Here is a 26,940-nt window from a genome sequence, read left to right as displayed (position 1 = left end):
AGTGGGTTTCCTTTTCACGTGGTGGAGTCGATGGCGGCGAGGACCGCAAGGTCGCGGGCCAAGTCGGTGTGAAGCCGGGCCTTTTCGGCTTTCTGCCGGCGGGCGATGGAGCCGATGAATGCCTGCTTGGTTTGGGCGCTGGTGGCCCAGACGGGCCGGTGGCAGGGATGGTGGGTGGCCTGGGGGCAGCGCGAGGAATCGCACATGCCCGCCAGGGGCTTCGTCGCATCGGGGGTGCCGGCCAGTTTCAGGCACAGTGCTTTGGACGGGTCGATGAACCAGCAGTAGTTCGCGACCCCGAGGTGCAGGACCTCGGCGCGGGAGGCAAGGAGGTCGCGGACCTGCTGGTCGCTGTCCACGACGACGGAGTCCTCGGCGCTCGTGCGAGCGAGTTGCCCGTCGACGCTGGCGAAGAAGTCGATCAGGTCGCGGGCGCCGGGGCCCGCGGGGAGGTGCCCTTGCTGATAGCGTCGGAACTCGGTGAGGACGAGGTCTTTGTTGCGTTCGTTCTCCTCCGCGTTGACTTCGGCCAGGAACTTGGCCTGGGCGCCGCCCGGACGTGCTGCATACCCTTCGGTTGTGACCACAGACAGGTGCTTGAGCTGCACTTTTGCCGCCAGGAGGCCGCCGGGCCGGTAGGCGATTTCCAGGGCGAGCGTGCGCCTGAGCATCCGTGCGGTCACGGGCCCGTCGGGGATGGGTGCCAGTCCCAGCCGCTGGCCGACGGGTCCGTTCACCCAGTTCCGGAACGTCGTGAAGCGGGTGCGCTCCAGGGGGCCGGTGACCAGCGGGTCACCGATGTCGGTGGCAGGGCCCAGGAGCTGTTCGGCGACCTCGGCCGCGTCGTACGCTTCCTTGACCACGACCCACTCGTCCGCGACGCCGCCCAGCGGCTTGTCCTTGACGACGCGGCTGGCCAGCTTGTAGCGCACCAGTCCCGGCCCGGCTTCCACGGGTGAGACGCGGCAGCCGACGTTCATCTCGCGCAACTCGCTCTGGCGCATCCCGGACAACGCCACGATCACCAGGTGGGCGGCGGTCTTCACCACCTGGGTCAGCGTGCGGAGGTCCCGCTCGGCCAGCGGCAGCGACCAGGGCACCGATCCTTGGCCGTCGGCCCGCTCCATCAACGCGGCATCACGGCAGAAGGGTTCGGCCACCCCGACGTCTTCCACGGCTTTTTCGATGACGGAGCGCATCTGGCCGAGCAGTTGAGGGCTGAAATTGCCCTTTCCTGCCTCGTGGGCGATGGCACGCAGGTTGACTCTGGCCAGCGAGTCCTCTTTGCCCAGCCCCCAGGTCCGGGTCTTCGTCCGGGCGGGAAGGAGATGGAAGGGCCGCCGGTCGGTGACATGGCGGAGTAGTACCTCTTCCAAAGCGGCCGGGTCGGTGAGCGCGGAGGACGGCAGTGATGCCCGGACGGCATCCTGGCGCCACCTGGTCCCCAGCTCGCGCACCAGGTGCGGAGCGAGGGTCTGCACGAGGTAGAGGGCGGCGGCCAGCAGGGGCTGGAACACCTCGTCCGTCACGGGCTGGGTCTTGTTCTCCGCCGGACCGGAGTCCGCGCCGGCAACCTCGTCGGCTGTGTGCCCGGCGAAGGGCCGCAGTCCGTCGCGGTAGCGGTCGGTGGTGAACAGCTCGCCATACTGCACCAGGCCCAGGATCACCGAGGCGACGAGCTTGTGGACGCTCTCACGGTGCGGGGTCTTCGTGCCGTTCGGGCGGTGTGTTGCCCGGTACTGAGCGAACGACGTGCAGTGATGTTCGGTCACCTCGTCCAGGTGCCGGATGCCGCGGGCTGTCAGCCAGTTCAGCCAGCGGACCAGCTCCAGCAGCTCGCGGTAGATCGTGCCGATCGCCTTGATGCTGCGGTTGGCGTGCGGCAGCAGACGCACAGCCTCGTGTCCGGGGGCCATCTGAGCCGCGGCGTACTCCTTGGCCACGGTCTTCCACCGTGGGTTGGTGATCTGGGTGAAGTCCAGGCGCCGAGCGCACTTTGCCAGGTAGGCAGGCATGCCGATGACCTGGGCGAAGTCCCAGATATCGTCCTCGAAGCAAGGACGGGGCGCCCCGGTGGGGAGCGTGAAGCCGGCCAGGCGGCACAGGTCGGCGCCGGCGAACGGTGACGTCGCGGTGGGCGCGGGCAGCGAGCTCGGGCGAGTGAGGGTGGTCATCGGGTGCTTTCCTCCGGCAGCAGCGGGATCTCGTCGTCGCTGTCCGCGACCTCGGCGGCCGCTCGGGCGAGCTGTGCCGGGTCGTACTTGGCCAGGACCTCGTCGATCCGCTGGGCGTAGTGGCCGAAGACGGCCATGAACTGAGCGGCGGGCATCTGCTGCCACTGGCGGGCGAAGAACGCCTTCATCCGCAGCAGATTCACCGCGTGCGCGGGCGTGAACAGCGCAAGCGGACACAGCAGGCAGACCCACGGACGGGCCGGACACGGCTTGCCCTTGGGGCCGTGCACCCCCGCAAGCGGGTCCGCGCAGGACGCCACGAACACGTCGCGCTGCCCGCCGACCAGCTCGGCGATCGCCGCCTCGTCCAGCTCCAACTCGCTGACCAGATGCGGAAACTGATCGGCGAGGTGGGCGATGTCCTGATCACTGAGCACCATCGGCGGGCGGCTCTTGCGCAGCAGGTCACCCTGGGCCTGTTCCACAATCTCCTCGACAGCGTTCTTCTGGGTCGCCGTCATGGCGGACAAGTAGTGATCGCCCTCGACGGCCGGGGAGTGGTTAGGGTCGATGGTGGAACGGCGGCTGCCGAACCATGAGTCCCGGTCGCGGTGCGACTCGAAGGTCGTGCGGATCACGTGGCGGTGCAGCCGGATCACGGCGCCGTTCGCATCGACCACGCCGTGATCGTTCACCCACTGGGCCAGGGTGGTGCGGTAGGGGCGACTGGTCCGCCAGGGACCTCGCCGGTGGGGACCGGAGGCGCTGGGTTCGAACCGCAGCCACAGCCCCTCGCGCAGCTCGGGCGGGCAGTGCACGCGCAGCAGGGCGGAGTGCTCGAGCCAGCGCTCCAGCAGCCGCACGGCCTTCTTCGACAGGGTCAGGCTCTCGTGTGAGGTACGGCCCTTGAGGTAGCGCAGCAGGATGGTGGACTGCCCGGCCCACTCCAGGTCCTCGACGCCCAGGTCGTCGATACCGTCGGGCACGATCCCGGTGTAGACGCCGAACAGCAGCTGGTAGGCGAGCATCACCCGCGGCCCGGGAAACAGAGCCTCCCGCTGGATGTGCACCGGCCCCACCCGGTACCGGGCCTGATGCCTCGTCCAGCCGGCCCGGGCCCCGAGCTCCGCCGGCGTGGCAGGTCCGTCGTGAAGCATCTGCCAGCAGATGTTCTCGTGCGTCCAGCCGTGCACGAACGGATCCTGGCCCATTTCGGCCGCCGTCCGGGCTGCCCGATGAGCTGCCCACGACTCCTTGATGACCCTCCGGCAAGCATCGGCCAGGTTGTTCCAGGCGACCTCGTCATAGGGCTCGTGCGGCTCATATTCGGGATACCTGTTGTAGAGGCGGCCGCCCACGAGTGCCCGTACATCCACAGAGAGCACCCTGGTCTCCCTGTCCAGGGCCGCCAGCAGGCTACGGCTCTCCGCCTCACGTCGGTTGCCGGCCGACCACCACAGCTCCGCGAGCATCGCGCGGGTCAGACCAGCCACACCACCCTGATGGCCGCGCTCGGCAAGCGCCGCGACGAACCAGTCGATGGTGCCCTTGTGCTTCTCCAGCGTGCGGTATGAGTCGCCCCTGCCGTGCGGATGCATCAGGAAGACCAGGCCGGTCAGCAACTCGCGGGTCAGCACGGGGTTGAGGGCATCGTCGACCTTCAGCACCGAGGTGGTGCCCCGGGTAAAGGTGCAGGATACGCGCAGCGGGTTCTCCAGGATCTCCGCGGGCATCAGATATCGTCGTCCTCGTCGAACTCGTCGTCGGCTTCCCGCCCCGCCTCGGCGAGAAGGGCGTGGTCATGGCCCGCGTGCTCGTAGGCGTCGCGGTAGATCCGGGTCGTATCCAGGCGCCGGAGGTAAACCTCCGTGGTCAGGACACTGGAATGGCCAAGCAAATCCCGCAGCACCATGACCGGATCGGTCTTGCTCAAATAGAGCGCCAGCGCCGCGTCCGCGTCGGTATCCTTGACCAGCTTCGCCGCCTGGGCGTAATAGCCGCCGACCAAACGCTCCAGCGTCCTGATCGCGAACGTGTGCCGGCACCGGTGCGGGGCGGTGTGGGGAAACCGCGGCTCGAACCGCTCCCGGATGCGCTGCGAGGTCCGCTTGAAGACGGTGCCCCAGTCCAGGAACGGGCTCCCGTCCGCTTGCAGGGCCAGCAGCATCGAGCCGCCCCCCGGCGCCACCAGCAGCCGGCGCTCGCGCGGAGTCAGCTCAGCCCAGGCCACCCGTTCCCCGTTGACCCGGCCGCCGGCCTCGCCGGCCTCCGTCACCACCAGCGGGTCACCCCAGCGCGACGGCGGCCGCCACGACGACCCCGTCGCTGCCAGCGCGCGCTGCATTCGGATGTACTGGTGTAGTCGGGTCAACGCGTCATACGTCGTCCACGTGGTGCGGAACTTCCGGCCCTTGGTGATCCCGGCCGGCACCGGAAACCGGATCGGCAGTGCCGACCGCCGCCGCGGCAACGCCGGCACCTCGCACGACAGTAGATACGTGAACTCCTGACGCCGCATCCCGTTGGACAGGGCGAACCCGCCCACCGCCGCATTGCGTGCCGTCGTCCGCCCTCGGTAGCAAGGGTCCTCGCTGCCGTCCGGGCACAGCCCTGCCAGCCCCTTCAGGAACAGGTCCTCGAAGTCCTCTTCGAAGTACTTGATCGTCACATGGGGCTTCGGCATCCGGCGCTTGGCCAAGTTCACCGGCTGCATCCGTACCTGGTCGCCGTACATCGTGGCGGCCTGCTTGTACGTGAACGGCACCGCGCTGGCGTACTGCTCGTCCACCGCCCACCCGTACAGGCCCGACAGGATGCTCATGTGCTGGTTCCAGGTGGAGGCCGCGAACCGTGCCTTCACCGGTCCGATCGCACGGTGCACGGCGTACACGCTCAGTCCGCGCTTCAACTGTGCGCGGGTGTCGAAGAGGTGGATGCCCCGTTCGGCCAGGAACACCGTCCAGTCCCGCGCGACTCGGGCATAGGTCTCCCACGACTCCGGTGCCGGACAACCGAGCGCCGGGAGCTCCTGGAGCCACTGGTTGAGCACCGTTGTGGTGCGAGGGCCGGCCGCGTCTTCGAAGCGGAGGTCCTCGTCGATCAGGACCGGCATGCGCTCCGGGACGGTCGGCTGGCTCGAGAGTCCCCAGGACTCCCAGCCGGTCGGTGAGAAGTACGTCATGAACACCTGCGAGACCGTACGTATGCGACTCGGGAAATCGCAACGCGCAAACTCGCAGGTCAGAGGAGGCGGAGCCCTCGAATGAGACACGACCAGTCTGCCGACAGAAGGTTCGCGGAAGAAGTCCTCGCATCGATGCGGCTCGACGATGCGGAGGTATGGCTCTCCCGTCCGGAGCATCTCCGTCACCTTCCCGACCTCGGGCCGATCGCCTCGCTCCAGTTCTCCGGGGATTACAGCGGGGAGGAACTCGGCGCGGCACTGGACAAACGGGTCCTGCGGGAGCTCCTCGTAGCCGCCAACAGCCGACTGACCGATGTCGAATTCCTCCGTGATCACCCGGAGATCGACTCCCTGACCCTCTCGGTTTGTCACAGTCTCAGGGACATGTCCGCTCTGTCGGCCTTACCGCTAACAGCACTGAACCTGTATGCACACGAACTTCCACGGGAAGCGCTGGGCATCCTCACCGGACTCCCTCGGCTCAGCACCCTGTCCCTGGACCTCACACCGCTCGACGGCCGGCTCCCGGAACCGCTCGGCCACGTGACCGAGTTAAATCTCAGCAGCCGTGGTCGCGGAATCCATCTTCAGGGCATCGGCTCATGGACAAGCCTGCACCGCCTGTTCGTCCAGGACAGCTGGGCGGACCTCGCCCCTCTGGGCCAACTGCGCAGCCTGCCGCACCTCACAGATCTTGGACTCTGGGAAAACACCCTGGACGATCTCGTCGACGTCCCCCCACTCCCGAGTATCCGGACAGCGACCCTGATACTCAATCGCCCCATCATCAAATTGCCCGTAGAGCGGCTCTTCCCGGGCCTGAGAGAGGTTTTCGTCTGGGACCAGACATTCCGCGCGGGGGCACTCGACCTACGCGCCCTGCACAGCCTCCCCGACCTCCAGGTGACGGTCCACGGAATCGCTACCCCACCCCGCGTCATGGACGCCGACCGCTTCGGCGACCGTTTGATCGTCAGGTTCACGAACCTCGCATAAGGCTCGGCCCCGGGCCGCCAACGCGACCCGGGGCCGACCCCGAACTGCTCAACTACCAGACGCTACGCGTCCTTCGACAGGTTGGGCCCGGCCCCGCCGGCCGCCTGCTCCACCGGCGGCGTGTCCGGCAGCGCAGCCTTCTCCTCACCGCGGAAGGTGAACTTCTTCTCCTCACCCTCGCCCTCGGTGCCGACGACCACGATGTGGCCCGGGCGCAGCTCGCCGAAGAGGATCTTCTCGGACAGGATGTCCTCGATCTCCCGCTGGATGGTGCGGCGCAGCGGCCGCGCACCCAGGATCGGGTCGTAACCCTTCTTCGCGAGCAGCTGCTTCGCGTCCCCGCTGAGCTCGATGCCCATGTCGCGGTCGCGCAGGCGCTCGTCCACCTTGGCGATCATCAGGTCGACGATCTGGATGATGTCTTCCTGCGACAGCTGGTGGAAGACCACCGTGTCGTCGACACGGTTGAGGAACTCCGGCCGGAAGTGCTGCTTGAGCTCCTCGTTGACCTTGGCCTTCATCCGCTCGTAGCCGGTCTTGACGTCACCCTGCGCCGCGAAGCCCAGGTTGAAGCCCTTGGAGATGTCCCGGGTGCCGAGGTTGGTCGTCATGATGATGACGGTGTTCTTGAAGTCCACGACCCGGCCCTGGGAGTCGGTCAGGCGACCGTCCTCCAGGATCTGCAGCAGCGAGTTGAAGATGTCCGGGTGGGCCTTCTCGACCTCGTCGAAGAGGACGACCGAGAACGGCTTCCGCCGCACCTTCTCGGTGAGCTGGCCGCCCTCCTCGTACCCCACGTATCCGGGCGGGGAACCGAAGAGCCGCGACACCGTGTGCTTCTCGCTGAACTCCGACATGTCGAGGGAGATCAGCGCGTCCTCGTCGCCGAAGAGGAACTCGGCGAGCGTCTTGGACAGTTCGGTCTTGCCGACGCCCGAGGGGCCGGCGAAGATGAACGATCCGCCCGGACGCTTGGGGTCCTTGAGGCCCGCACGGGTGCGCCGGATGGCCTGGGAGAGCGCCTTGATGGCGTCCTTCTGGCCGATGACGCGCTTGTGCAGCTCGTCCTCCATGCGCAGCAGGCGGGAGGACTCCTCCTCGGTCAGCTTGAAGACCGGGATGCCGGTGGCCGTGGCCAGGACCTCGGCGATCAGCTCGCCGTCGACCTCGGCGACGACGTCCATGTCGCCGGCCTTCCACTCCTTCTCCCGCTTGGCCTTGGCGGCCAGCAGCTGCTTCTCCTTGTCGCGGAGGGAAGCGGCCTTCTCGAAGTCCTGCGAGTCGATCGCGGACTCCTTCTCGCGGCGCACGTCGGCGATCTTCTCGTCGAACTCGCGGAGGTCCGGCGGCGCGGTCATCCGGCGGATGCGCATCCGGGAACCGGCCTCGTCGATCAGGTCGATCGCCTTGTCCGGCAGGAAGCGGTCGGAGATGTAGCGGTCGGCGAGGGTCGCGGCCTGGACCAGCGCCTCGTCGGTGATGGAGACGCGGTGGTGGGCCTCGTACCGGTCGCGCAGACCCTTGAGGATCTCGATGGTGTGCGGCAGCGACGGCTCGGCGACCTGGATGGGCTGGAAGCGACGCTCCAGGGCCGCGTCCTTCTCCAGGTGCTTGCGGTACTCGTCGAGCGTCGTGGCACCGATGGTCTGGAGCTCGCCGCGCGCCAGCATCGGCTTCAGGATCGACGCCGCGTCGATGGCGCCCTCGGCGGCACCCGCACCGACCAGCGTGTGGAGCTCGTCGATGAACAGGATGATGTCGCCGCGGGTGCGGATCTCCTTGAGGACCTTCTTCAGGCGCTCCTCGAAGTCACCGCGGTAGCGGGAACCAGCGACCAGCGCGCCCAGGTCGAGGGTGTAGAGGTGCTTGTCCTTGAGGGTCTCGGGCACCTCGCCCTTGACGATGGCCTGGGCCAGCCCCTCGACGACGGCCGTCTTGCCGACGCCGGGCTCGCCGATCAGGACCGGGTTGTTCTTGGTGCGGCGGGACAGCACCTGCATGACCCGCTCGATCTCCTTCTCGCGCCCGATGACCGGGTCGAGCTTGGACTCGCGGGCGGCCTGCGTGAGGTTGCGCCCGAACTGGTCCAGGACGAGCGAGGTCGAGGGCGTGCCCTCGGCCGGGCCGCCGGCGGTGGCGGCCTCCTTGCCCTGGTAACCGGAGAGCAGCTGGATGACCTGCTGCCGCACCCGGTTGAGATCGGCGCCCAGCTTCACGAGGACCTGGGCGGCGACGCCCTCGCCCTCGCGGATCAGGCCGAGCAGGATGTGCTCCGTACCGATGTAGTTGTGGCCGAGCTGAAGGGCCTCGCGGAGCGACAGCTCCAGCACCTTCTTCGCACGGGGGGTGAAGGGAATGTGGCCGGACGGGGCCTGCTGGCCCTGGCCGATGATCTCCTCCACCTGCTGGCGGACCGCCTCGAGCGAAATCCCGAGGCTCTCCAGGGCCTTAGCGGCGACACCCTCACCCTCGTGGATCAGGCCCAGGAGGATGTGCTCGGTGCCGATGTAGTTGTGGTTGAGCATCCGGGCTTCTTCCTGAGCCAGGACGACAACCCGCCGCGCACGGTCGGTGAACCTCTCGAACATCGTTAATCGCTCCTCAGAGCGGTCAGGCAAGTAAGGGGGCGGTCCCCTCCCTGTCCTTCCGCATGCTAGTCCCGCGGGACGGGACAGCTCATTCCAACTGCCGACATCCGTCCGGATCACCCCGCGTCGACGGGGAAACCTGCTGCCGAACAGCCGACAACTCCTCCAACCCGATGGTGGGAGACGATGTTCCCGCAGGCCAGGCATATACGCTCACCACCACTACGCCGATGGCGAACGCACCCCTTGCCCGGTACGCCTCGTCACACCCCGGGATCTTCCCGGCAAATGCCCCCAAAGCCCTGCGGTATCGCCTCTCCCCACGGGGAATGTCCTACCCTCCGGCACGGACACTCCATGCGGCGCGACCCCGCGCACTCCGCTATGGGCGAACACCCTCGCGCCACCGGGAGCGCCTGTGCGCCCCTCAAGCCCTATACGGAGCGTGCCCGGCGCCAGACCCTGCGTAACCTCGCCGGACTGGCTCAGTTGCACCGTTCATGACTGCCGTCCTGCCCGGCCCCCGCGCCCCCCTGGACGCCTCCCCGCGGCCGCCGCAGCAGCCCTCGGCCGGCCTCCGGCCGCCGCAGCCTTCCGCCGGCCTCCGGCCGGACTTGCGCCGCTGGTACGAGGACGAGCTGGGCTGGACCGTGACGGACGGGCCGCCCCCCTGCCTCGCGACCGGGGTGCGCTTCGACGCCCTGGGCATGCCCGCCGCGGCGGGCTTCGCCGTGCTCGGACGCGTCCGCCGGGTGGGACCGGCCGCGCTGGACCGGCGGAGCCGGACGCTCTGGTTCCTGACCGCCACGGGCACCGCGGAGGAGCTGCCGGAGCTGCTCCGCTGGCTGGAGTGGGGCGGGATCACCCTGGACCTCATGGCGCTGGGCCCGGGTGGCCGGATCGTCGCTCCGGCCCCGGTGCGGCCGGCGCGGCCGCGGGCGGAGGACCCGCCCGATCCGCGGGAGGCCGTGTGGGTGCGGCCTCCCCGGCCTGGGTGCGAGCTGGAGCCGACCCTTCCGGTGACCGGCCTCGGGGGCGGCACCGACGCCCCCGATCTCGTACGGCTCGTGAGCGCGGCGGCCACGGAGTGCCACCGGGCCCGGTTGCTGCGCGCCGGACGGTCGCGCAGGGAGCGGCCGACGGGAATCAGCCGTTGGCCTTCTCGTACGCCTCACGGATCTCTGCCGGGACACGGCCCCGGTCGTTGACGTTGTAACCGTTCTCCTTGGCCCACGCGCGGATCTTCGCGGTGTCCGGGCTCCCGGCGGAAGCGGCCCGGCCCCGGGCCCGGCCGGCCGAGCGGCCACCGGTGCGACGGCCGTTCTTCGCGTACGGCTCGAGCAGCCCGCGCAGCTTGTCGGCGTTGGCGGTGGTGAGATCGATCTCGTACGACTTGCCGTCCAGGGCGAACGTCACCGTCTCGTCCGCCTCGCCGCCGTCGAGGTCGTCGACAAGAAGGACCTGAACCTTCTGCGCCACGGGGGGATTCCTTTCATCAGCAGAAAAGGGATTACGGAGGAATAGCAAACCGCCTTTCCCGGGAAAACACAAACCCCCGGGGAAGGTTCAGTCACCGTTCCGCACGGGAACGACGGCTTCCAGGGCGGCACGATAGGGGCGCGATTCGGACATTCGGACATAGAGGCCCGGCCATCACAGATGCAGAAGCATCCGGCTGTTGCCAAGGGTGTTCGGCTTCACCCGTTCGAGACCCAGGAACTCGGCAACACCCTCGTCATAGGAGCGCAGCAGCTCGCTGTAGACATCACCGTCCACCGGGGTCTCACCGATCTCGACGAAGCCGTGGTTCGTGAAGAACTCGACTTCGAAGGTGAGGCAGAAAATGCGCCGCACCCCCAGCCAGCGCGCCGTCTGCAGGAGCTTGTCGAGGAGCGCGTGGCCGACTCCGCCGCCCTTGGCCGCCGGGTCGACGGCCAGCGTGCGGACCTCCGCGAGGTCTTCCCACATCACGTGCAGTGCGCCGCATCCGATGACCGTACCGTCTTCGTCCCGTTCCGCGACCCAGAACTCCTGGATGTCCTCGTAAAGGGTCACGGTGGCTTTGTCGAGCAGGATCCCGTCGCGGGCGTAGGCGTTGATGAGCCGGCGCACGGCCGGCACGTCGGAGGTCCGGGCCCGGCGGACGGTGACGACTTTTGCGGGGCGGGGCCGGTCAGTTGCTGCGGGCATAACCGGACGCTATCGCCCGGCGGGCGGGGCTCCGTCCGCGGGTCCGTCGAGTTGCACGACCCGGATCGCGTCGCGGAGGGCTTCGCGTTGTTCGGCCGACATCATGCCGAAGAAGGCGACGAGAGCGGCCGCGGGGTTGTCGCTGACCGACCACGCTTCGTTCATCAGTGCGGCCGAGTAGGCGGCCCGGTTGGAGACCGCCTCATATCGATAGGCGCGGCCTTCCGCTTCCCGCCGCAGCCAGCCCTTCTGATACAGGTTGTCCATTACGGTCATCACGGTGGTGTAGGCGATCGACCGTTCCTGCTGAAGGTCTTCGAGGACTTCTCGAACAGTGACCGGCCGGTTCCACTCCCACACGCGCGTCATGACGGCGTCTTCCAGATCACCGAGGCGTCGAACCACACGCGAATAATAGTGGGAGATGTCTCGAATGCCGGTTTATCGGGACGCGGCGGCAAGGCGGCGGCGAAAAGGGCGTGCGCCCCGGAAATAGTCTCCGGGTCGCACGCCCTGGGGCGCGGGTTTCCCCTCGGGTTCAGGCCGTGGGGGTCTTGCCTTCCGCCGTGGCAGCCTCGGCACGGGCGAACGCCGCGTCGACGATGGCGTCTTCCTTGCCCTTGTTCGCTCCACCCTGGCTCTTGATGATCGTCATGACCAGCGCGGTGAATGCGACCGCCATCACCACGGGCGGGACCAGCGCGGCGACATAGTCCATGGCCGTCGGCTCCTTCGGTTCTGGAATCGGTTGGCGACCCGTCCAGATTACGCGTGCGCCATCGGCGGGCCTTGCGGGACCCGGCTTCCCGGCGGGGGCGCCGGTTTGCGGCGGGGCGGAAAGACCTCGCCGGGGGTGGGAATGGGGCGGTCGGGCCGGGGCCCGGTGGGCGGCGCGGGCGGCGCCTTGGGCCGCTCGGGCGCGGGCGACGCGCCGGGCTTGGGGGCGGGCTTGGCGCCCGGCTTGGGGGTGTCCGCGGCGCGCTCGCAGCGCCGGAGGAGGGCGCGGCGGCGGACGGTCTCGGCCGGGCCGGCCGGGGCGGCGCACAGGGCGGCGAGGGCGGCCAGGTCCTCGGCGCCGGGCCGGTGGCCGACCGCGAGGGCGTCCTGGAGCCGCGCCAGGTAGCCGGGGGTGGTGCCGGGGAGGGCGGCGCGGTAGCGGGCGAGGTCCGCGCGGAGGAAGGCGCGCAGCCGGGCGGCCTCGCGGGCGGCCTCGTCCACCGCCTGTGCGAGCCGGAGGCACTTCTGCTTCTCGCGGCTTTCGTGCGTTGCGCGGGTCTCGCGGTGCTCATGCATCTCGTGCGTCCCGGTGGGCTCGGTGCGGGGCTGGAGGGCGATGGCGAGGGCACGGCGCAGGACGCGCAGTTCGTCCGCGCTGAACGCCATGCCGCCGCGGGATCCATAGGGCGTTGGCATGGGGCGACTTTAAGTGCTAAACGGACAATTTTCGCCTACCGGTGGTGTGTGGCGCGGCGCGATGTCTTTTCTCCCCGCCCCGCCTTTTTCCCGTTTCCCGGGGCAGGCCCCGGACCCGGTACCGCGTCCGCGCGGTGGGCGGGGCTGCGCCCCCTGCACCCCCGAAGTGCCCTCCGGGCGCTGTCCTCAAGCGCCGGACGGGCTGGTTGTCGCCTCCTCCCCGGGCCGGATCGCGCACCCGGCCCAGGTCTGGGGCCCGAGCTGCACTAGGGCCCGGGCGCGCCATTCAGCCCGTCCGGCGCTTGAGGACGAACGCGGCGGAGCCGCGTTGCAAAGCTCGGCGCTAGCCGCGCTGCGAGGCCCCGGGCGCAGCCCCGAAAAGGGGACCGGGGGCGGGAGCCCCGGCCAGGAGCACAGGGGCGGGAGCCCCGATCAGGGGGCAGGGGGCGCGCGGCCAGGATGCGGGGGCGCAACTCTCGCGCCGGGGCCAGGGGGCTAAGGCCCGCCGGTTGCACGGGATGCAACCCCCGCCAGGATGCAGGGGCCGCAACCCTCGCCGGGGCCAGGGGGCGGAGCCCCCGGTAGGGGTGCTGGGGCGCAGCCCCGCTCACCGCGCGAAGCGCGGTGCCGGGTCCGGGGGCCTGCCCCGGGAAACGGTGAAAGGGCGGGGCGGGGGAGATTCCCCCGGGCGCAGCCCTACGTCCGCGCCACGTTCCGCTCGTACACCAGGCGCAAGCCGACCAGCGTCAGCCACGGCTCATGCTCGTCGATCACCGTCGCCTCGGCGAGGACCAGCGGCGCCAGGCCGCCGGTCGCGATGACGGTGACGTCGTCGGGGTCGTCGGCCAGTTCGCGGGCCATGCGGTTGACGACGCCGTCGACCTGGCCCGCGAAGCCGTGGATGATGCCGGACTGCATCGCCTCGACCGTGTTCTTGCCGATCACGCTCCGCGGACGGGCCAGTTCGATCTTGCGGAGCTGGGCGCCCTTGACGCCCAGCGCCTCGACGGAGATCTCGATGCCGGGCGAGATGACCCCGCCGACGTACTCGCCGCGCGCGCTCACCGCGTCGAACGTCGTCGCCGTGCCGAAGTCGACGACGATGCACGGGCCGCCGTAGAGCTCGACGGCGGCGACCGCGTTGATGATGCGGTCCGCGCCGACCTCCTTGGGGTTGTCCATGAGGATCGGCACGCCGGTCCGGACCCCGGGCTCGACGAGGACGGCGGGCACGTCGCCGTAGTAGCGGCGGGTCACCTCGCGCATCTCGTGCAGCACGGAGGGGACCGTCGAGCAGATGGCGATGCCCCCGATGCCCTCGCCCAGGTCCCCGCCGAGCAGCGGGTGACGGCCCATCAGGCCCTGGAAGAGGACGGCGAGCTCGTCGGCCGTGCGGCGGGCGTCCGTCGAGATGCGCCAGTGCTCGACGATCTCCTCGCCGTCGAAGAGGCCGAGGACGGTCTGGGTGTTGCCGACGTCGATGGTGAGCAGCATCAGCCCTCGGCCCCTTCGCCCTCTTCGCCTTCCCGCAGGTCGAGCCCTATGTCGAGGATCGGCGAGGAGTGGGTGAGCGAGCCGACGGCCAGGTAGTCCACGCCGGTGGCGGCGTAGGCGGGGGCGTTGTCGAGGGTGAGCCGGCCCGAGGACTCCAGCCGGGCCCGGCCGGCGACCAGGGCGACGGCCTCTCGGGTGGCCTCGACGGTGAAGTTGTCGAGCATGATCAGGTCGGCGCCCTCGGCGAGCACCGGCGGGATCTGGTCCAGGCGGTCCACCTCGACCTCGATCGGCAGGTCGGGGAAGCGCTCGCGGACGGCCTTGAACGCCTCGGCCACCCCGCCGGCGGCGACGACGTGGTTGTCCTTGACGAGCGCGGCGTCCGACAGCGACATCCGGTGGTTGACGCCGCCGCCGCAGCGGACCGCGTACTTCTCCAGCGCCCGCAGCCCGGGGGTGGTCTTGCGGGTGTCGCGGACAGCCGCGCCGGTGCCCTCCAGGACGTCGGCCCAGGCGCGGGTGGCGGTGGCGATGCCGGAGAGCCGGCACAGCAGGTTGAGCATGCTGCGCTCGGCGGTCAGCAGGTCGCGGGTGCGGGTGCGGACGGACAGCAGGCGCCGGCCGGCGGCGACCCGGTCGCCGTCCTCGACGTGCCGCTCGACCTCGAAGTCGTCGGTACAGACCACCGAGAGGATCGCCTCGGCGACCCGCAGGCCGGCCACCGTGCCCGCCTCGCGGGCGGTGAAGTCGCCGGTGGCGACGGCGTCCTCGGGGACGGTCGCGACGGAGGTGACGTCCACGCCGCCGTCGAGGTCCTCCTCGACGGCCATGTGCGCGATCTCCTCGACCAGCACCGGGTCCAGCCCGGCCTCGGCCAGCAGCACGGCGAGGGACTCGTCGAGCCCGCACTCGTAGGCGGAGGGCCCCTCGCCGCAGGCGCAGCCGTCGCCGCAGCCCGGTTCGTCGATGAAGGTGCCCAGCCGGTACTGGAGGTTCTCGGGGGTGCTCACGCGGTGCTCCTCGGTGCTGCGGAAGGCGGAAACGCCGGCGGGAAGGCTGCCGTCTCGGTGGTGGAGACCGCAAGCGTACGGTCCGGGCGGAGGGTGACGAGAACGTGCCGTCGCCAGGCGGCATCGTCCCGGTCGGGCCGGTCCTCGCGCCAGTGGCTGCCCCGGGTCTCCTCGCGGTGCAGGGCGGCGGCGACCAGGACGCGGGCGACGAGCAGCAGGTTGGTGGCCTCCCAGGCGTCGGTGCCGGGCTCGACGGCCTTGTCGGCGGTCTCCTCGATCCGGGCCAGCTCGGCGGCGGCGCGCGTGAGGCTCTCCCGGGAGCGGAGCACCCCGGCGCCCGCCGTCATGGCGCGCTGGACGGCGAACCGCGTCTCCGGCGCGACCAGGCGCTCGGTCTCCGCCACCGGGACGCCCTCGCCCGCCGGACGGTGGGACGCGCCGATGTCCGCCGCGATGCGCTCGGCGAAGACCAGGCCCTCCAGGAGCGAGTTGGACGCGAGCCGGTTCGCGCCGTGCACGCCGGTGCACGCGACCTCGCCGCACGCGTACAGGCCGGGGACGGTCGTCCGGCCGCGCAGGTCGGTGCGGACGCCGCCGGACGCGTAGTGCGCGGCCGGGGCGACCGGGATCGGCTCGGTCACCGGGTCGATGCCGTGGGTGCGGCAGGCGGCCAGGATCGTGGGGAAGCGCTCGGCCCACATGGCGGCGCCGAAGTGCCGGGCGTCGAGGTACATGTGCTCGGTGCCGGTCTCCCGCATGCGCCGCATGATGCCCTTGGCGACGATGTCGCGGGGCGCCAGCTCGGCGAGCTCGTGCTGCCCGGCCATGAAGCGCACGCCGTCGGCGTCCACGAGGTGGGCGCCCTCGCCGCGCACGGCCTCCGACACCAGGGGCTGCTGCCCCTCGGCGTCCGGGCCGAGCCACAGCACGGTGGGGTGGAACTGGACGAACTCCAGGTCGGAGACCTCCGCTCCGGCGCGCAGCGCGAGCGCGACGCCGTCGCCGGTGGAGACGGACGGATTGGTGGTCGCGGAGAACACCTGGCCCATGCCGCCGGTGGCCAGGACCACGGCCCCGGCCCGGACGGCGCCGACGCCGTCGTGCTGGCCCTCGCCCATGACGTGCAGCAGGAGGCCGGCGGCCCGGCCGGCGGCGTCCTTGAGGAGGTCGAGGACGAGGGCGTGCTCGATGACCCGGATCCCGGCGTCGCGCACGGCCGCCACCAGCGCCCGGGAGATCTCCGCGCCGGTCGCGTCGCCGCCGGCGTGGGCGATGCGGTGGCGGTGGTGGCCGCCCTCGCGGGTCAGCAGGATCTCGCCGGTCGCGGCGTCGGTGTCGAAGCGGGCGCCGGTGCCGATGAGCCGGCGGACGGCGTCGGGGCCCTCGGTGACGAGCGTCCGCACGGCCTCCTCGTCGCACAGGCCGACGCCGGCGACGAGGGTGTCGTCCAGGTGCTGCTCCGGGGTGTCCCCCTCACCGAGGGCGGCCGCTATGCCGCCCTGGGCCCAGCGGGTGGAGCCGTCGTCCAGGAGGGCCTTGGTGACGACCGCGACGTTCGCGCCGCCCGCGGCGCAGCGCAGCGCGACGGTGAGGCCGGCGACGCCGGAGCCGATGACGACGACGTCGGCGTCGACGGACCAGCCGGGGCCGGGCGCCGCGAGTCGTATGCCGCTGCCGCTCATGACCGCTCCTCCGGGGCGAGGTCCAGCACGATGTTGTCGATGAGGCGGGTGGTGCCCACCTTGGCGGCGACGGCCAGGACGGCCTCGCCGGTGTGGTCGTCGGGGACCTCGGTGAAGTCGGCCGGGTCGACGAGGGCCAGGTAGTCGAGGACGACGGGCGGCTCCGCCGTCGCCGCGGCGTCCAGGACGGCGCGGGCGGCGCGGCGCACGGCGGCCGGGCCCCGCGGGGCGGCGGCCTTCCCGGTGAGGAGCGCGCGGGAGAGCTCCAGAGCGGAGGCCCGGTCGGCGTCCGAGAGGTAGCGGTTGCGGCTGGAGAGCGCCAGGTTGTCGCCCTCGCGGACGGTGGGGACGCCGACGATCTCCACGGGGAAGTTGATGTCGCGCGCCATGCGCCGGATCAGCGCGAGCTGCTGGGCGTCCTTCTGCCCGAAGAGGGCGACGTCGGGCGCGGTGAGGTGGAGCAGCTTGGCGACGACGGTGAGGACGCCGTCGAAGTGCCCGGGGCGGTGGGCGCCTTCGAGGCGCTCGCCCATGGCCCCGGCGGTGACCCGGACCTCGGGCTCGCCGCCCGGGTAGACCTCGGCGACGGAGGGCGCGAAGACGGCGTCCGCGCCGGCCTCCCGTGCGAGCGCGAGGTCGGCCTCCAGGGTGCGCGGGTAGCGGTCGAGGTCCTCGTCCGGGCCGAACTGGAGCGGGTTGACGAAGACGGTGACGACGACCTGCCCGGCCTCCCCGGCGGCCTTCCGGGCCTCGCGGATCAGGGTGGCGTGGCCCTCGTGCAGGGCGCCCATGGTCATCACGACGGCGCGCGGCCCGGCGCCGGTGCCCGGCAGGGCGCGGAGCTCCGCCGCGTCGCCTATGAGCAGCGCGTCGTTCATGAGCTGGTCGGTCACCGGTCTCCTCCGTCCGCGCCGTCCGCGAGGACGACGAGCAGGTCTTCCGCCAGTTCGGCCTTGAGCAGGCCGTTCGCCAGGGCGCGGTCGGCGGTGGTGCGGGCCATCGCCAGATAGCCGGCGACGGCCTGCGGGGCGTGCGCGCGCAGCTCGGCGACGTGGGCGGCCACGGTGCCGGCGTCGCCGCGCGCGACCGGGCCGGTCAGGGCCGCGTCACCGCTGCGCAGGGCGTTGTCGAGGGCGGCCCCGAGCAGGGGGCCGAGCATCCGGGCCGGGTGGGCGACGCCCGCCGTGCCGAGCAGCTCCATGGCCTGGGCGATCAGGGTCACCAGGTGGTTGGAGCCGATGGCCAGGGCCGCGTGGTAGAGCGGCCGGGCGGCCTCCTCGATCCACTCGGGCTCGCCGCCCATCTCGATGACCAGTGCCTCCGCGGCCAGTCGCAGTTCCTCGGGGGCGGTGACGCCGAAGGAGCAGCCGGCCAGCCGCTGGACGTCCACGGAGGTGCCGGTGAAGGTCATGGCGGGGTGCAGGGCGAGCGGCAGGGCCCCGGCCCGGGTGGCGGGGTCGAGGACGGCGGCGCCGTGCCGTCCGGAGGTGTGGACGAGCAGCTGGCCGGGGCGGACGGCCCCGGTCCCGGCGAGCCCGGCGACCAGCCCCGGCAGGACGTCGTCGGGCACGGTGAGCAGGACCAGCTCGGCCCGGGCCAGCACCTCGGCGGGGGTCACGACGGGGACGCCGGGCAGGATGTCGGCGGCCCGGCGCAGCGAGGCGTCGGAGACGCCGGAGACGGCGACGGGCCTGTGCCCGGCGAGGGCGAGCGAGGCGGCGAGGACGGGGCCGACGCGGCCGGCGCCGACGACGCCGACGGTGAGCCGGGCGGGGCGGTCCTGCGGGCTCGTCTGCCCGGAGGTGTGTTGTGCGTTCACGCGGCGGGATGCCTTCCGTTCCAGTCCGCGGGGGTACCGGACGATTCCGCTGTCATGCTACGCGCTCGGGGCGGGGGTGCTCCGGGGGCGGAACGGGCTCGCGCCCGGGGGAGGGTCCGGGGCAGAAAAACGAGTCGGCACCCGACTGCGGCCCGTCACCGGCAGCGCCCGGCCTCCGGCACCCGAGCCGGGACCGCACCCGGAACCGGAGCCGGATCCGGAGTCGGAGTCGGAGTCGGAGCCACCACAGACCGTCGCCGCCGAACCACCCTCCCCGCCAAAACCCGCCGAAACTCCCGCCACCCACGAACCTCCCGAACCACCCGCACCTCATCCGTCCCCGGCGCAGGCGGCACCGGCACCCCCTGCTGCAGGGCGCGGTAACTGTCGAGCATGTGCTGCTGAGTCGCGTTCATGCCCCCACCGTGCGCCGTGCCCGCCCCCCGAAGCCCGTGGATTGACGAGGACCGTCAAATGATCAACACCCCCGTCACGGCACGCCCAGAATGGGGCACATGAGCGTGACGATCGACATCGCGGGCCTGCCGCCCGAACGTGTCCTGTTCGCCGCGTCGCCCCTGGCCGAGCTGGGTCATGCCCTGCACGTGCTCGCCGAGCCCTCGCACCACCCCGGGCTCCACGGCTGGGTGACCGCGACGGCCACGGGGCTGAAGCCCGACCTCGCCGACCGGCTCTGCGAGGCGGACTCCCTGTGGGGGCCGGTCATCTCCGACGTGTTCACGCCGCTCGCGTGCCTGCCCTCGGCCGACGGCAGGCCCGGCGCCACGCTCGCGGAGGAACTGGACATGCTCGACCGGCTGGACGACGAGCGGTACGTCGAGGCAGCCCTCGACGTCTCCTGTTCCGGCTACTACACCTCCGTCGGCCCACCGCTGCGCGACGCGCGCTCCCGTGCCGTCGCCCTGGAGCGCGCGGCGGCCCGCGGCCCGCGGGCCGTGGTGTTCGCCCGGCGCCTGCTGGACGACCCGCCGGGCGTCCGGACCTGGCTGCGCCGCCTGTTCGAGGACTGCGAGCAGGCGTTCTTCGGCGACGTCTGGCGCCGGGTGGGCGTCCAGCTCGCCACCGACGCCCGGCACAAGACGGAGGTGCTGCGCCGCCGGGGGCTGCGCGAGGCGCTGGCCGAGGTGTCGCCCGCGGTGTCGGTGGACGACCGCGGGACCCTCATCACCGTGGACAAGCTGACCTCCGGCCGGGCCACGGCACTGGCCCCCGAGGTCGGCCCCGGCCTCACGCTCGTCCCCTCGTCCCTGGGCTGGCCGCACCTGCTCGTGCTGTCCGCGCCGGGCTGGCGGCCGATGATCCACTACCCGGTCGGGATGCCCGAACTGCCGGACCCGGCCTCGCTGGACCTCCTCAAGCTGCGCATGGAGGCCCTGGCCCACCCGATGCGCCTGCGCATGTGCCGCTGGCTGGCGCGCAGCGCCTGCACCACCGGCGAGCTGGCCACCGAGCACGGCATCAGCGCGCCGGAGGCGTCCCGGCACCTCGCCGTACTGAAGAAGGCCGGGCTGCTCACCACCCGGCGCCGCGGCCGGTACGTGCTCCACCAGCTGGACCTGACGGTGGTGGCCCGCCTGGGCAGCGACTTCCTGGAGGGCGTCCTGCGCTAGGCCGCCGCGCGGCCGTCAGTGGCCGACCTTGTACACCCGTCCCGTGTGCCGCCCCTCGATCGAGCGGACGTACGCGGCCGCCGCCGACGCCGCCGGGACGGGCTCCACGCCCGGGAAGACCGCGCCGTACGCCTCCGCCGACTCGGTCAGCATCGTCGGGCTGACCGCGTTGACGCGCAGCGGCGCGAGCTCGATCGCGGCGGCGCGGACGAACGCCTCCACCGCGCCGTTGGCGGCCGACGCCGCCGCCCCGGCGACCACGGGATCCTCCGTGAGCACCCCGGTGACCAGGGTGAAGGAACCGTTCGGCACGAGGTGCCGGGCCCCCTGGCGGACCAGCTCCAGCTGGCTCAGCGCCTTGGTCCGCAGCGTCGCCGCGATGTCGTCCGCCGTCAGCTCGGCCAGCGGCTTGAAGACCGCGTCCCCGCCCGCGACGGCGACCGCGTCCAGGCCCGTGACCCGCTCGTAGAGGCGGCCGACGGCCTCCGGGTCGGAGACGTCGAGCCGGAGGTCGCCGCTGATGCGGCCGACGGTGACGAGTTCGTGGCCGCGCGCGTCCAGCGCCTTGGCGACCGCGCTGCCGAGGGTGCCGGCCGCGCCGACGAGGAGGATCTTCATGGAAGGACCTTTCTGTGGTTTCTCCGGGGTTTCCCCGGGAGACGCTTCCGACCGTACGGAGCCCGGCCCTCCCCCGGAAATGCCGTCTGGTCAGGCACTATGCTCCGCACGCATGGATGTGGAACTGCGCCACCTCAAGGCCCTCGTCGCCATCGCCGAGCGGGGCACCATCACCGCCGCGGCCGGCGCGCTGCACATGACCCAGCCCGCCCTCTCCCGCACCCTGGCCCAGCTGGAGAACCGGGTCGGGGTACGGCTGGTGGACCGCTCGTCCCGGCGGCTGGCCCTCACCCCCGCCGGGCGGACCCTGCACGACCACGGCCGGGCGATCCTCTCCCACCTCGACGCGGCGCTCGCCGACACCGCCGCCGTCTCCCGGCCGCTGCGCATCGGCTACAGCTGCGCGGTCCTGGGCCGGCTCACGGTCCCGCTGCTGCGGTCCTGGCGGCGCGAGCACCCGCACGTCCCGCTGGAACTGCGGCGGCACGACAACCGCAGCGCCGGGCTGGCCTCCGGGGACGCGGACGTGGCGGTGGTCCGCGCGCTCCCCGGCGACCCGCGCATCAGGACCGAGGCCCTGTACTGGGAAGAACGCCTCGCCGCCCTCCCCGACGACCACCCCCTCGCCGGCCGCGACCGGATCGTCCTCGCCGACCTGGCCGACGAGACGCTCGCGCTCTGCTCCGACCTGAGCTCCGCGAGTCCCGAACTGTGGCCCCCGGAGCGGCGGCCGCGGCGCGTGGTGGAGTTGCGGAACGTGGACGAATGGCTCGGCGCCGTCTGCACCGGCGAGGCGATCGGGGTCACATCGATGGGCACGGTCGAGAGCCATGCGCATCCCGGCGTGCGCTACGTCCCGGTCGCCGACGCACCGGCGGTGACGGTGTACCTCGCATACCCCGTGCACCCCACGCACCCCGGTACGGAGGACTTCCTGGCGGCGGTGCGGGTGCTGGCCGGGGGCGGTGACATGACCAACTCCCCCTGCCGGACTCCCCGTTCATGACCACGCCATGACCACACCCGTTAAACCGGCCGTGCCCCTCGGCCTGCTGGACGGGTTTTCTCCCCGCCCCCGCCCTTTCACCGTTTCTCCCGGGGCAGGCCCCGGGCCCGTTGACGCGGCTTCGCCGCGTTGAACCGGGTCGTCGCCCCCAGCCAGGCTGGATTGCGTACCGGCCTTGAAACGCGGCCCGGTAAATGCGGCCCGGGCGCACAATTCAGCCCGTCCGGCGCTTGAGGACAATGCGGCGAAGCCGCATTGCGGGGGCCGGGGCGAAGCCCTGGAAGCGGGTTACGAAGGGGCGCAGCCCCTGCGGAAACGGCGAAAGGGCGGGACGGGGGCCACTACAACCCACCCCCACCCGCCCGCACCAGCCCACTCTCATAAGCCATCACCACCACCTGCACCCGGTCCCGAAGCCCCAGCTTCGTCAGGATCCGCCCCACATGCGTCTTCACCGTCGCCTCCGACAGCACCAGCCGCCCCGCGATCTCCCCGTTCGACAGCCCCTGCGCCACCAGCAGCATCACCTCCCGCTCCCGGTCCGTCAGCCGCCCGATCTGTGCGTCGGCCGGTGTCGGGGCGGTGCCCGGCAGCATCGGGGTGAAGCGGTCCAGGAGGCGGCGCGTCGTGCTCGGGGCCACCACCGCGTCACCGCTGTGGACGGCGCGGATCGCGCCCAGCAGCTCGGCCGGCGGCACGTCCTTGAGCATGAAACCGCTCGCGCCGACCTTCAGCGCCGAGAAGGCGTACTCGTCCAGGTCGAAGGTGGTCAGGATGAGCACCTTCGGCGCGTTCTCCTGGGCGCAGATGCGCCGCGTCGCCTCGACCCCGTCCAGCCGCGGCATGCGGACGTCCATCAGCACCACGTCCACCGCCGTCGCGCCCAGCACCTCCAGCGCCTCCGCGCCGTCACCGGCCTCGGCGACGACCTCCATGTCGGGCTGGGCGGCCAGCACCATGCGGAAGCCGGTGCGCAGGAGCGCCTGGTCATCGACGAGCATCACACGGATCGCCATGCAAGAGTCCCTTTCCGAAAAGCTCACGAGAACGAGAAGTTCACCAGAAGACCGGTAGAAGCCGGCGCTCAGCGCCCGGGCTTGGCAGGCAGCAGCACACTGATCCGGAAGCCGCCGCCCGGCCGCGGCCCCGCGTCCAGCGTGCCCCCGACCATGCCGACGCGCTCGCGCATCCCGATGAGGCCGTGCCCCATCCCGTCCGCCCCGCCCGACTCGTAGAGCTCGTGCTGCGCGCCCCGCCCGTCGTCCTCGACGAGCAGCCCGAGCCCGTCGTCGAAATAGGTGAGCCGCACGCTGGCGCCGACGTCCGGCCCGCCGTGCTTGCGGGCGTTGGTGAGCGCCTCCTGGACGATCCGGTAGGCGGTCAGCTCCACACCGCTGGGCAGCGGACGGGCGCTGCCCTCGATCTTGTAATCGACCGGCAGCCCCGCCCCCCGCACCTGCTCGACGAGCTCCTCGATCTGCTCCACGTCGGGCTGCGGGACGTACTCGCCGCCGGACGGCGCGCCCTCCTCCGAGCGCAGCACACCCAGCAGGCGGCGCATCTCGGCGAGGGCCTGGCGCCCGGTGCCGGAGATCGTCTCCAGCGCCTGCCTGGCCGTCTCGGGCGAGGAGTCCAGGACGTACGCGGCGCCGTCGGCCTGCACGACCATGACCGACACGTTGTGCGCGACGACGTCGTGCAGCTCGCGGGCGATGCGCGCGCGCTCCGCGGCGACCGCCATCTTCGACTGCTGCTCGCGCTCCTTCTCCAGCCGCGTGGCGCGCTCCTCCAGCTGGGCCCAGTAGGCGCGGCGGGTGCGCATCCGGTCGCCGAGGACCCAGGCGAGGAGGAAGGGGAAGGCGGCGAAGGCGAGGCCGAAGAGGGTGTGGACGAGGTCGGCCTGGCCCGGATCCGGCCAGCGCCAGAAGTACAGCACCGGCGCCAGCAGGCCGCCGACCAGCGCGAACCACGAGGCCCAGCGGACCGTGCCGGACGCCACGGTGTAGACGACCACCAGCATCGGGAGGTCGAAGATGTTGCCTTCGATGTTGAAGGCGAGCTGGGCGAGGCCGGTCGCGGTCGCCAGGAGCAGCATCGGCACGGGCGCGCGCCGCCGCAGTGCGAGCACCAGGCACATGACGAGCGAGACCACGACGACACCGGCCTGGTGGAGCGCCGTGGCCGTCGGGTCCTCGGACAACGTCAGGGCGCACAGCCCCAGCAGCAACACGGCCCAGAAGCTGTCCACACCTGTGGGGTGTCTGCGGAGGAAGTCGTAGAGGCGGTGCACGTCACCCAGCGTAGGCACGCGAGCCGCCCGCCGGGGTCCGCCCGGCGATCGATCCCGTCCCGCCCCGCCTACTCCCCAAGGTGGAGGCCCCCGGACCGCCCGGGGCGCTTAGCGTGGGCACATGACATCCGGCATGACTTCCGGCAGGGCGTCCGGGACGCGCACCTGGCGGGCGGCGGCGGAGGCCGCCCTCTACGGGCCCGGCGGCTTCTACCACCGCCCCGAGGGCCCCGCCGGCCACTTCCGTACCTCCGTGCACGCCTCCCCGCTCTACGCGGGCGCGGTGGCCGAACTGCTGCGTCGCGTCGACGCCGCGCTCGGCCACCCCGCCGAGCTGGCCTTCACCGACCTGGGGGCGGGCCGCGGCGAACTGGTCTCCGGCGTCCTGGCGCACTGCCCGCCGGAACTGGCCGCGCGGCTGCGCCCGTACGCCGTCGAGCGCGCCGCCCGCCCGGCCGGGCTCGACGAACGGATCCTGTGGCGGGACGCACCACCCGAAGGGGTGACCGGTCTGCTCTTCGCCAACGAGTGGCTGGACAACGTCCCGCTGGACGTCGTCGAGGCCGACGGCGCGGGGACGCCGCGCCTGGTGCTCGTCCAGGAGGACGGCGAGGAACTGCCCGGCGACCCTGTCTCCGGCGCGGACGCCGACTGGCTGGCCCGCTGGTGGCCGGTCGAGGGCGCCCCGCCCGGCAGCCGGGCCGAGATCGGGCGGACGCGGGACGAGGCGTGGGCCCGGGCGGTCGGCACCCTGCGGGCCGGCCTCGCCGTGGCCGTGGACTACGCGCACGAGCGGGAGTCCCGCCCGCCCTTCGGCACCCTGACCGGCTTCCGCGAGGGCCGCGAAGTGCGGCCCGTACCGGACGGTTCGTGCGACATCACCGCGCACGTGGCGCTCGACGCCTGCGCCGGGCCGGACGCCCGGCTGACGAACCAGCGCGACGCGCTGCGCGCCCTGGGCGTGGACGGCAGCCGCCCGCCGCTCTCCCTCGCCTCGACGGACCCGGCCGCGTACGTCCGGGCCCTGGGCGCCGCCGGCGAGGCGGGCGAGCTGACCGCCCCCGGCGGCCTGGGCGCCTTCGGCTGGCTGCTCCAGCCGGTGGGCCGGGAGTGCGCGGACCTGCTGCCACCGGCTGAGAAACTGTTCCCATGACGGAGACGACGGTCGGCATCGGCGGCGCGGCGGAGAGCACCGACATGGTGCTCAACATCGGCCCTCAGCACCCCTCCACCCACGGGGTGCTGAGGCTGCGCCTCGTCCTCGACGGCGAGCGCGTCCGCAGCGCCGAGCCGGTGATCGGCTACATGCACCGGGGCGCGGAGAAGCTGTTCGAGGCGCGCGACTACCGGCAGATCGTCGTGCTCGCCAACCGCCACGACTGGCTGTCCGCCTTCTCCAACGAGCTGGGCGTCGTCATGGCCGTCGAGCGGATGCTGGGCATGGAGGTGCCCGAGCGCGCGGTGTGGCTGCGCACGCTGCTGGCCGAGCTGAACCGGGTGCTCAACCACCTGATGTTCCTCGGCTCCTACCCGCTGGAGCTGGGCGGCATCACCCCCGTCTTCCACGCCTTCCGCGAGCGCGAGGTGCTCCAGCAGGTGATGGAGGAGGTCTCCGGCGGCCGGATGCACTACATGTTCAACCGCGTCGGCGGCCTGAAGGAGGACCTCCCCGCGGGCTGGCTCGGCCGCGCCCGCACGGCGGTCGCCGAGGTCCGCTCCCGGATGGACGTCCACGACCGGCTGGTCCTCGGCAACGAGATCTTCCGCGGGCGGACGCGCGGCGTCGGCGTCCTGTCCCCGGAGACGGTGCACGCCTACGGCGTGAGCGGCCCCATCGCCCGCGCCTCCGGCGTGGATTTCGACCTGCGCCGCGACGAGCCGTACCTGGCGTACGGGGAGCTCGGCGACGTCCTGAAGGTCGTCACCCGCGAGGAGGGCGACTGCCTCGCCCGCTTCGAGTGCCTGCTGGAGCAGACGCACAACTCGCTGGACCTGGCCGCCGCTTGCCTCGACCGCCTGGCGGACCTCCCGCCGGGCCCCGTCAACCAGCGCCTCCCGAAGGTCCTCAAGGCCCCCGAGGGCGCGACGTACGCCTGGACCGAGAACCCGCTCGGCCTCAACGGCTACTACCTGGTCTCCAAGGGCGAGAAGACCCCGTACCGCCTGAAGCTCCGCTCGGCGTCCTTCAACAACATCCAGGCACTGGTGGAACTGCTGCCGGGGACGCTGGTGGCGGACATGGTGGCGATCCTGGGCTCGCTGTTCTTCGTGGTCGGAGACATCGACAAGTAATCGACAAGTAGCGGTCGGGCAATTTCGTTTCCGACACAGCCGCGTTGCAGACAGGATCCGGGGCGGAGCCCCGATCCGCCCGTCCGGTACTTGAGGACAACCGCGCGGGGGGCGGTTGCGGGGGGGCAGTTGCGGAGGGGCGCGGTTGCGGGGGGCGCGGTTGCGGAGGAGCAGTTGCGGGGGCGGGAGGACGCAGCCTCGCGGTCGGCGGTGCAGGGGCGAAGGCCCGGCGGAGACGCAGGGGCGAAGCCCCGTCAGGGGCCTAGGGGCGGAGCCCCGGGGGCGCAGGGCCTGCGGGAGCGCAGGGGGGGCGGGGCGCCCCGACAGGTGTCCAGGGGCGGGAGCCCCGACAGGTATCCAGGGGCGGAGCCCCGGCGGGGGTGCAGGGCCGGAGCCCTGGCGGGGGTCCAGGGGCGGAGCCCGGCGGGGGTGCAAGGGGCGGAGCCCCCACATCCGCCCGAAGGGCGGACGGGGTCCGGGGCCTCCCCGGGAAACGGTGAAAGTGGGGGTGCCCCCTCTGGGGGAGGGTCCGGGGCATCACCAAAGGCGCCAG

At 71.8% G+C, this 26,940-nt stretch carries 23 protein-coding genes; 6 read left to right on the top strand and 17 right to left on the bottom strand.

What is annotated here, in order from left to right; genetic code table 11:
* Window positions 1–14: 14 nt before the first annotated feature.
* From I5Q34_RS11910 to I5Q34_RS11900, 3 genes are read right to left on the bottom strand one after another with little or no spacing between them, the layout of a single operon-like run.
* Window positions 15–2,174, bottom strand: a complete 2,160-nt coding sequence (locus I5Q34_RS11910; RefSeq protein ID WP_199892166.1) for a site-specific integrase — start codon at window positions 2,172–2,174, stop codon at window positions 15–17.
* The gene (locus tag I5Q34_RS11905; protein WP_199892165.1) at window positions 2,171–3,907 is read right to left on the bottom strand and encodes a hypothetical protein; all 1,737 of its coding nucleotides are present in this window, start codon (window positions 3,905–3,907) and stop codon (window positions 2,171–2,173) included. The genes I5Q34_RS11910 and I5Q34_RS11905 overlap by 4 nt, the downstream gene beginning before the upstream one ends.
* Window positions 3,907–5,355: a site-specific integrase gene (locus tag I5Q34_RS11900; protein ID WP_234428865.1), complete on the bottom strand. Its 1,449-nt coding sequence runs from the start codon at window positions 5,353–5,355 to the stop codon at window positions 3,907–3,909. The genes I5Q34_RS11905 and I5Q34_RS11900 overlap by 1 nt, the downstream gene beginning before the upstream one ends.
* A gap of 81 nt (window positions 5,356–5,436) precedes the next feature.
* On the opposite strand from I5Q34_RS11900, the gene I5Q34_RS11895 reads away from it, so the two are divergent.
* A complete protein-coding gene (locus I5Q34_RS11895) occupies window positions 5,437–6,354 on the top strand; it encodes a hypothetical protein (protein ID WP_199892163.1) in 918 nt (305 codons plus the stop codon).
* A gap of 62 nt (window positions 6,355–6,416) precedes the next feature.
* Here I5Q34_RS11895 and I5Q34_RS11890 read toward each other — a convergent pair whose 3' ends face one another.
* Window positions 6,417–8,942 (bottom strand): ATP-dependent Clp protease ATP-binding subunit, encoded by a 2,526-nt coding sequence (locus I5Q34_RS11890; protein WP_199892162.1) that lies wholly within the window; start codon window positions 8,940–8,942, stop codon window positions 6,417–6,419.
* Window positions 8,943–9,442: 500 nt separating this feature from the next.
* On the opposite strand from I5Q34_RS11890, the gene I5Q34_RS11885 reads away from it, so the two are divergent.
* Entirely contained in the window at window positions 9,443–10,150 is a 708-nt protein-coding gene (locus I5Q34_RS11885) for an SCO3374 family protein (RefSeq protein ID WP_234428731.1), read from the top strand.
* Here the strand turns inward: I5Q34_RS11885 and I5Q34_RS11880 are convergent.
* From I5Q34_RS11880 to I5Q34_RS11835, 10 genes are all read right to left on the bottom strand, one after another.
* Window positions 10,089–10,421, bottom strand: a complete 333-nt coding sequence (locus I5Q34_RS11880; RefSeq protein ID WP_199892161.1) for an Lsr2 family protein — start codon at window positions 10,419–10,421, stop codon at window positions 10,089–10,091. The genes I5Q34_RS11885 and I5Q34_RS11880 overlap by 62 nt on opposite strands.
* Before the next feature lie 174 nt (window positions 10,422–10,595).
* Complete coding sequence (locus tag I5Q34_RS11875) at window positions 10,596–11,132, bottom strand: amino-acid N-acetyltransferase (RefSeq protein ID WP_199892160.1); 537 nt, start codon at window positions 11,130–11,132, stop codon at window positions 10,596–10,598.
* A gap of 9 nt (window positions 11,133–11,141) precedes the next feature.
* Window positions 11,142–11,537, bottom strand: a complete 396-nt coding sequence (locus I5Q34_RS11870) for a BlaI/MecI/CopY family transcriptional regulator (protein WP_199892159.1) — start codon at window positions 11,535–11,537, stop codon at window positions 11,142–11,144.
* Window positions 11,538–11,670: 133 nt separating this feature from the next.
* On the bottom strand, window positions 11,671–11,850 hold the full coding sequence (locus tag I5Q34_RS11865) for a hypothetical protein (RefSeq protein ID WP_199892158.1): 180 nt from the start codon (window positions 11,848–11,850) through the stop codon (window positions 11,671–11,673).
* A gap of 47 nt (window positions 11,851–11,897) precedes the next feature.
* Window positions 11,898–12,545: a hypothetical protein gene (locus I5Q34_RS11860; protein ID WP_234428729.1), complete on the bottom strand. Its 648-nt coding sequence runs from the start codon at window positions 12,543–12,545 to the stop codon at window positions 11,898–11,900.
* Window positions 12,546–13,241: 696 nt separating this feature from the next.
* On the bottom strand, window positions 13,242–14,039 hold the full coding sequence (locus I5Q34_RS11855; protein WP_199892157.1) for a type III pantothenate kinase: 798 nt from the start codon (window positions 14,037–14,039) through the stop codon (window positions 13,242–13,244).
* On the bottom strand, window positions 14,039–15,049 hold the full coding sequence (nadC, locus tag I5Q34_RS11850) for a carboxylating nicotinate-nucleotide diphosphorylase (RefSeq protein ID WP_199892156.1): 1,011 nt from the start codon (window positions 15,047–15,049) through the stop codon (window positions 14,039–14,041). The genes I5Q34_RS11855 and nadC overlap by 1 nt, the downstream gene beginning before the upstream one ends.
* Window positions 15,046–16,731 carry an L-aspartate oxidase gene (locus I5Q34_RS11845; protein WP_199892155.1) on the bottom strand — a complete coding sequence of 562 codons (1,686 nt, stop codon included), beginning with the start codon at window positions 16,729–16,731 and terminating at the stop codon, window positions 15,046–15,048. The genes nadC and I5Q34_RS11845 overlap by 4 nt, the downstream gene beginning before the upstream one ends.
* Window positions 16,728–17,609, bottom strand: coding sequence for a pantoate--beta-alanine ligase (gene panC, locus I5Q34_RS11840; protein ID WP_199892914.1), 882 nt, complete (start codon window positions 17,607–17,609; stop codon window positions 16,728–16,730). The genes I5Q34_RS11845 and panC overlap by 4 nt, the downstream gene beginning before the upstream one ends.
* A gap of 11 nt (window positions 17,610–17,620) precedes the next feature.
* Complete coding sequence (locus I5Q34_RS11835; protein WP_199892154.1) at window positions 17,621–18,550, bottom strand: Rossmann-like and DUF2520 domain-containing protein; 930 nt, start codon at window positions 18,548–18,550, stop codon at window positions 17,621–17,623.
* A 515-nt stretch (window positions 18,551–19,065) separates the two neighbouring features.
* On the opposite strand from I5Q34_RS11835, the gene I5Q34_RS11830 reads away from it, so the two are divergent.
* Entirely contained in the window at window positions 19,066–20,181 is a 1,116-nt protein-coding gene (locus tag I5Q34_RS11830; RefSeq protein ID WP_199892153.1) for a DUF5937 family protein, read from the top strand.
* Window positions 20,182–20,196: 15 nt separating this feature from the next.
* Here I5Q34_RS11830 and I5Q34_RS11825 read toward each other — a convergent pair whose 3' ends face one another.
* Window positions 20,197–20,799 carry a short chain dehydrogenase gene (locus I5Q34_RS11825; protein WP_199892152.1) on the bottom strand — a complete coding sequence of 201 codons (603 nt, stop codon included), beginning with the start codon at window positions 20,797–20,799 and terminating at the stop codon, window positions 20,197–20,199.
* A 112-nt stretch (window positions 20,800–20,911) separates the two neighbouring features.
* Here I5Q34_RS11825 and I5Q34_RS11820 point away from each other — a divergent pair, with 112 nt between their 5' ends.
* The gene (locus I5Q34_RS11820; protein ID WP_199892151.1) at window positions 20,912–21,805 is read left to right on the top strand and encodes a LysR family transcriptional regulator; all 894 of its coding nucleotides are present in this window, start codon (window positions 20,912–20,914) and stop codon (window positions 21,803–21,805) included.
* 341 nt (window positions 21,806–22,146) lie between these two features.
* On the opposite strand, the gene I5Q34_RS11815 is transcribed toward I5Q34_RS11820, so the two are convergent.
* Together I5Q34_RS11815 and I5Q34_RS11810 are read right to left on the bottom strand one after the other, a co-directional pair.
* The gene (locus tag I5Q34_RS11815) at window positions 22,147–22,821 is read right to left on the bottom strand and encodes a response regulator transcription factor (RefSeq protein WP_199892150.1); all 675 of its coding nucleotides are present in this window, start codon (window positions 22,819–22,821) and stop codon (window positions 22,147–22,149) included.
* Window positions 22,822–22,889: 68 nt separating this feature from the next.
* Window positions 22,890–24,095: a sensor histidine kinase gene (locus tag I5Q34_RS11810; protein WP_199892149.1), complete on the bottom strand. Its 1,206-nt coding sequence runs from the start codon at window positions 24,093–24,095 to the stop codon at window positions 22,890–22,892.
* A 133-nt stretch (window positions 24,096–24,228) separates the two neighbouring features.
* Here I5Q34_RS11810 and I5Q34_RS11805 point away from each other — a divergent pair, with 133 nt between their 5' ends.
* Complete coding sequence (locus I5Q34_RS11805; RefSeq protein WP_199892148.1) at window positions 24,229–25,248, top strand: SAM-dependent methyltransferase; 1,020 nt, start codon at window positions 24,229–24,231, stop codon at window positions 25,246–25,248.
* Window positions 25,245–26,387, top strand: a complete 1,143-nt coding sequence (locus tag I5Q34_RS11800; protein WP_199892147.1) for an NADH-quinone oxidoreductase subunit D — start codon at window positions 25,245–25,247, stop codon at window positions 26,385–26,387. The genes I5Q34_RS11805 and I5Q34_RS11800 overlap by 4 nt, the downstream gene beginning before the upstream one ends.
* The last annotated feature ends 553 nt before the right edge of the window (window positions 26,388–26,940 follow it).

Origin of the sequence: Streptomyces sp. AV19, from assembly GCF_015999245.1 — a bacterium.
Lineage (GTDB): Bacteria > Actinomycetota > Actinomycetes > Streptomycetales > Streptomycetaceae > Streptomyces.
Note: the sequence above shows the minus strand (reverse complement) of the source record. Positions and strands in the feature narration are given on the sequence as shown.

Excerpts from the sequence above, each read along its gene's own strand:
- I5Q34_RS11805 (WP_199892148.1), top strand. The coding sequence starts at position 24,229 with ATGACTTCCGGCAGGGCGTCCGGGACGCGCACCTGGCGGGCGGCGGCG.
- I5Q34_RS11890 (WP_199892162.1), bottom strand. The coding sequence starts at position 8,942 with ATGTTCGAGAGGTTCACCGACCGTGCGCGGCGGGTTGTCGTCCTGGCT.
- I5Q34_RS11860 (WP_234428729.1), bottom strand. The coding sequence starts at position 12,545 with ATGCCAACGCCCTATGGATCCCGCGGCGGCATGGCGTTCAGCGCGGAC.
- I5Q34_RS11900 (WP_234428865.1), bottom strand. The coding sequence starts at position 5,355 with ATGACGTACTTCTCACCGACCGGCTGGGAGTCCTGGGGACTCTCGAGC.
- I5Q34_RS11910 (WP_199892166.1), bottom strand. The coding sequence starts at position 2,174 with ATGACCACCCTCACTCGCCCGAGCTCGCTGCCCGCGCCCACCGCGACG.
- I5Q34_RS11905 (WP_199892165.1), bottom strand. The coding sequence starts at position 3,907 with ATGCCCGCGGAGATCCTGGAGAACCCGCTGCGCGTATCCTGCACCTTT.
- I5Q34_RS11845 (WP_199892155.1), bottom strand. The coding sequence starts at position 16,731 with ATGAGCGGCAGCGGCATACGACTCGCGGCGCCCGGCCCCGGCTGGTCC.
- I5Q34_RS11815 (WP_199892150.1), bottom strand. The coding sequence starts at position 22,821 with ATGGCGATCCGTGTGATGCTCGTCGATGACCAGGCGCTCCTGCGCACC.
- I5Q34_RS11825 (WP_199892152.1), bottom strand. The coding sequence starts at position 20,799 with ATGAAGATCCTCCTCGTCGGCGCGGCCGGCACCCTCGGCAGCGCGGTC.
- I5Q34_RS11875 (WP_199892160.1), bottom strand. The coding sequence starts at position 11,132 with ATGCCCGCAGCAACTGACCGGCCCCGCCCCGCAAAAGTCGTCACCGTC.
- I5Q34_RS11855 (WP_199892157.1), bottom strand. The coding sequence starts at position 14,039 with ATGCTGCTCACCATCGACGTCGGCAACACCCAGACCGTCCTCGGCCTC.
- I5Q34_RS11820 (WP_199892151.1), top strand. The coding sequence starts at position 20,912 with ATGGATGTGGAACTGCGCCACCTCAAGGCCCTCGTCGCCATCGCCGAG.
- I5Q34_RS11800 (WP_199892147.1), top strand. The coding sequence starts at position 25,245 with ATGACGGAGACGACGGTCGGCATCGGCGGCGCGGCGGAGAGCACCGAC.
- I5Q34_RS11895 (WP_199892163.1), top strand. The coding sequence starts at position 5,437 with ATGAGACACGACCAGTCTGCCGACAGAAGGTTCGCGGAAGAAGTCCTC.
- panC (WP_199892914.1), bottom strand. The coding sequence starts at position 17,609 with ATGAACGACGCGCTGCTCATAGGCGACGCGGCGGAGCTCCGCGCCCTG.
- I5Q34_RS11885 (WP_234428731.1), top strand. The coding sequence starts at position 9,443 with ATGACTGCCGTCCTGCCCGGCCCCCGCGCCCCCCTGGACGCCTCCCCG.
- I5Q34_RS11830 (WP_199892153.1), top strand. The coding sequence starts at position 19,066 with ATGAGCGTGACGATCGACATCGCGGGCCTGCCGCCCGAACGTGTCCTG.
- I5Q34_RS11865 (WP_199892158.1), bottom strand. The coding sequence starts at position 11,850 with ATGGACTATGTCGCCGCGCTGGTCCCGCCCGTGGTGATGGCGGTCGCA.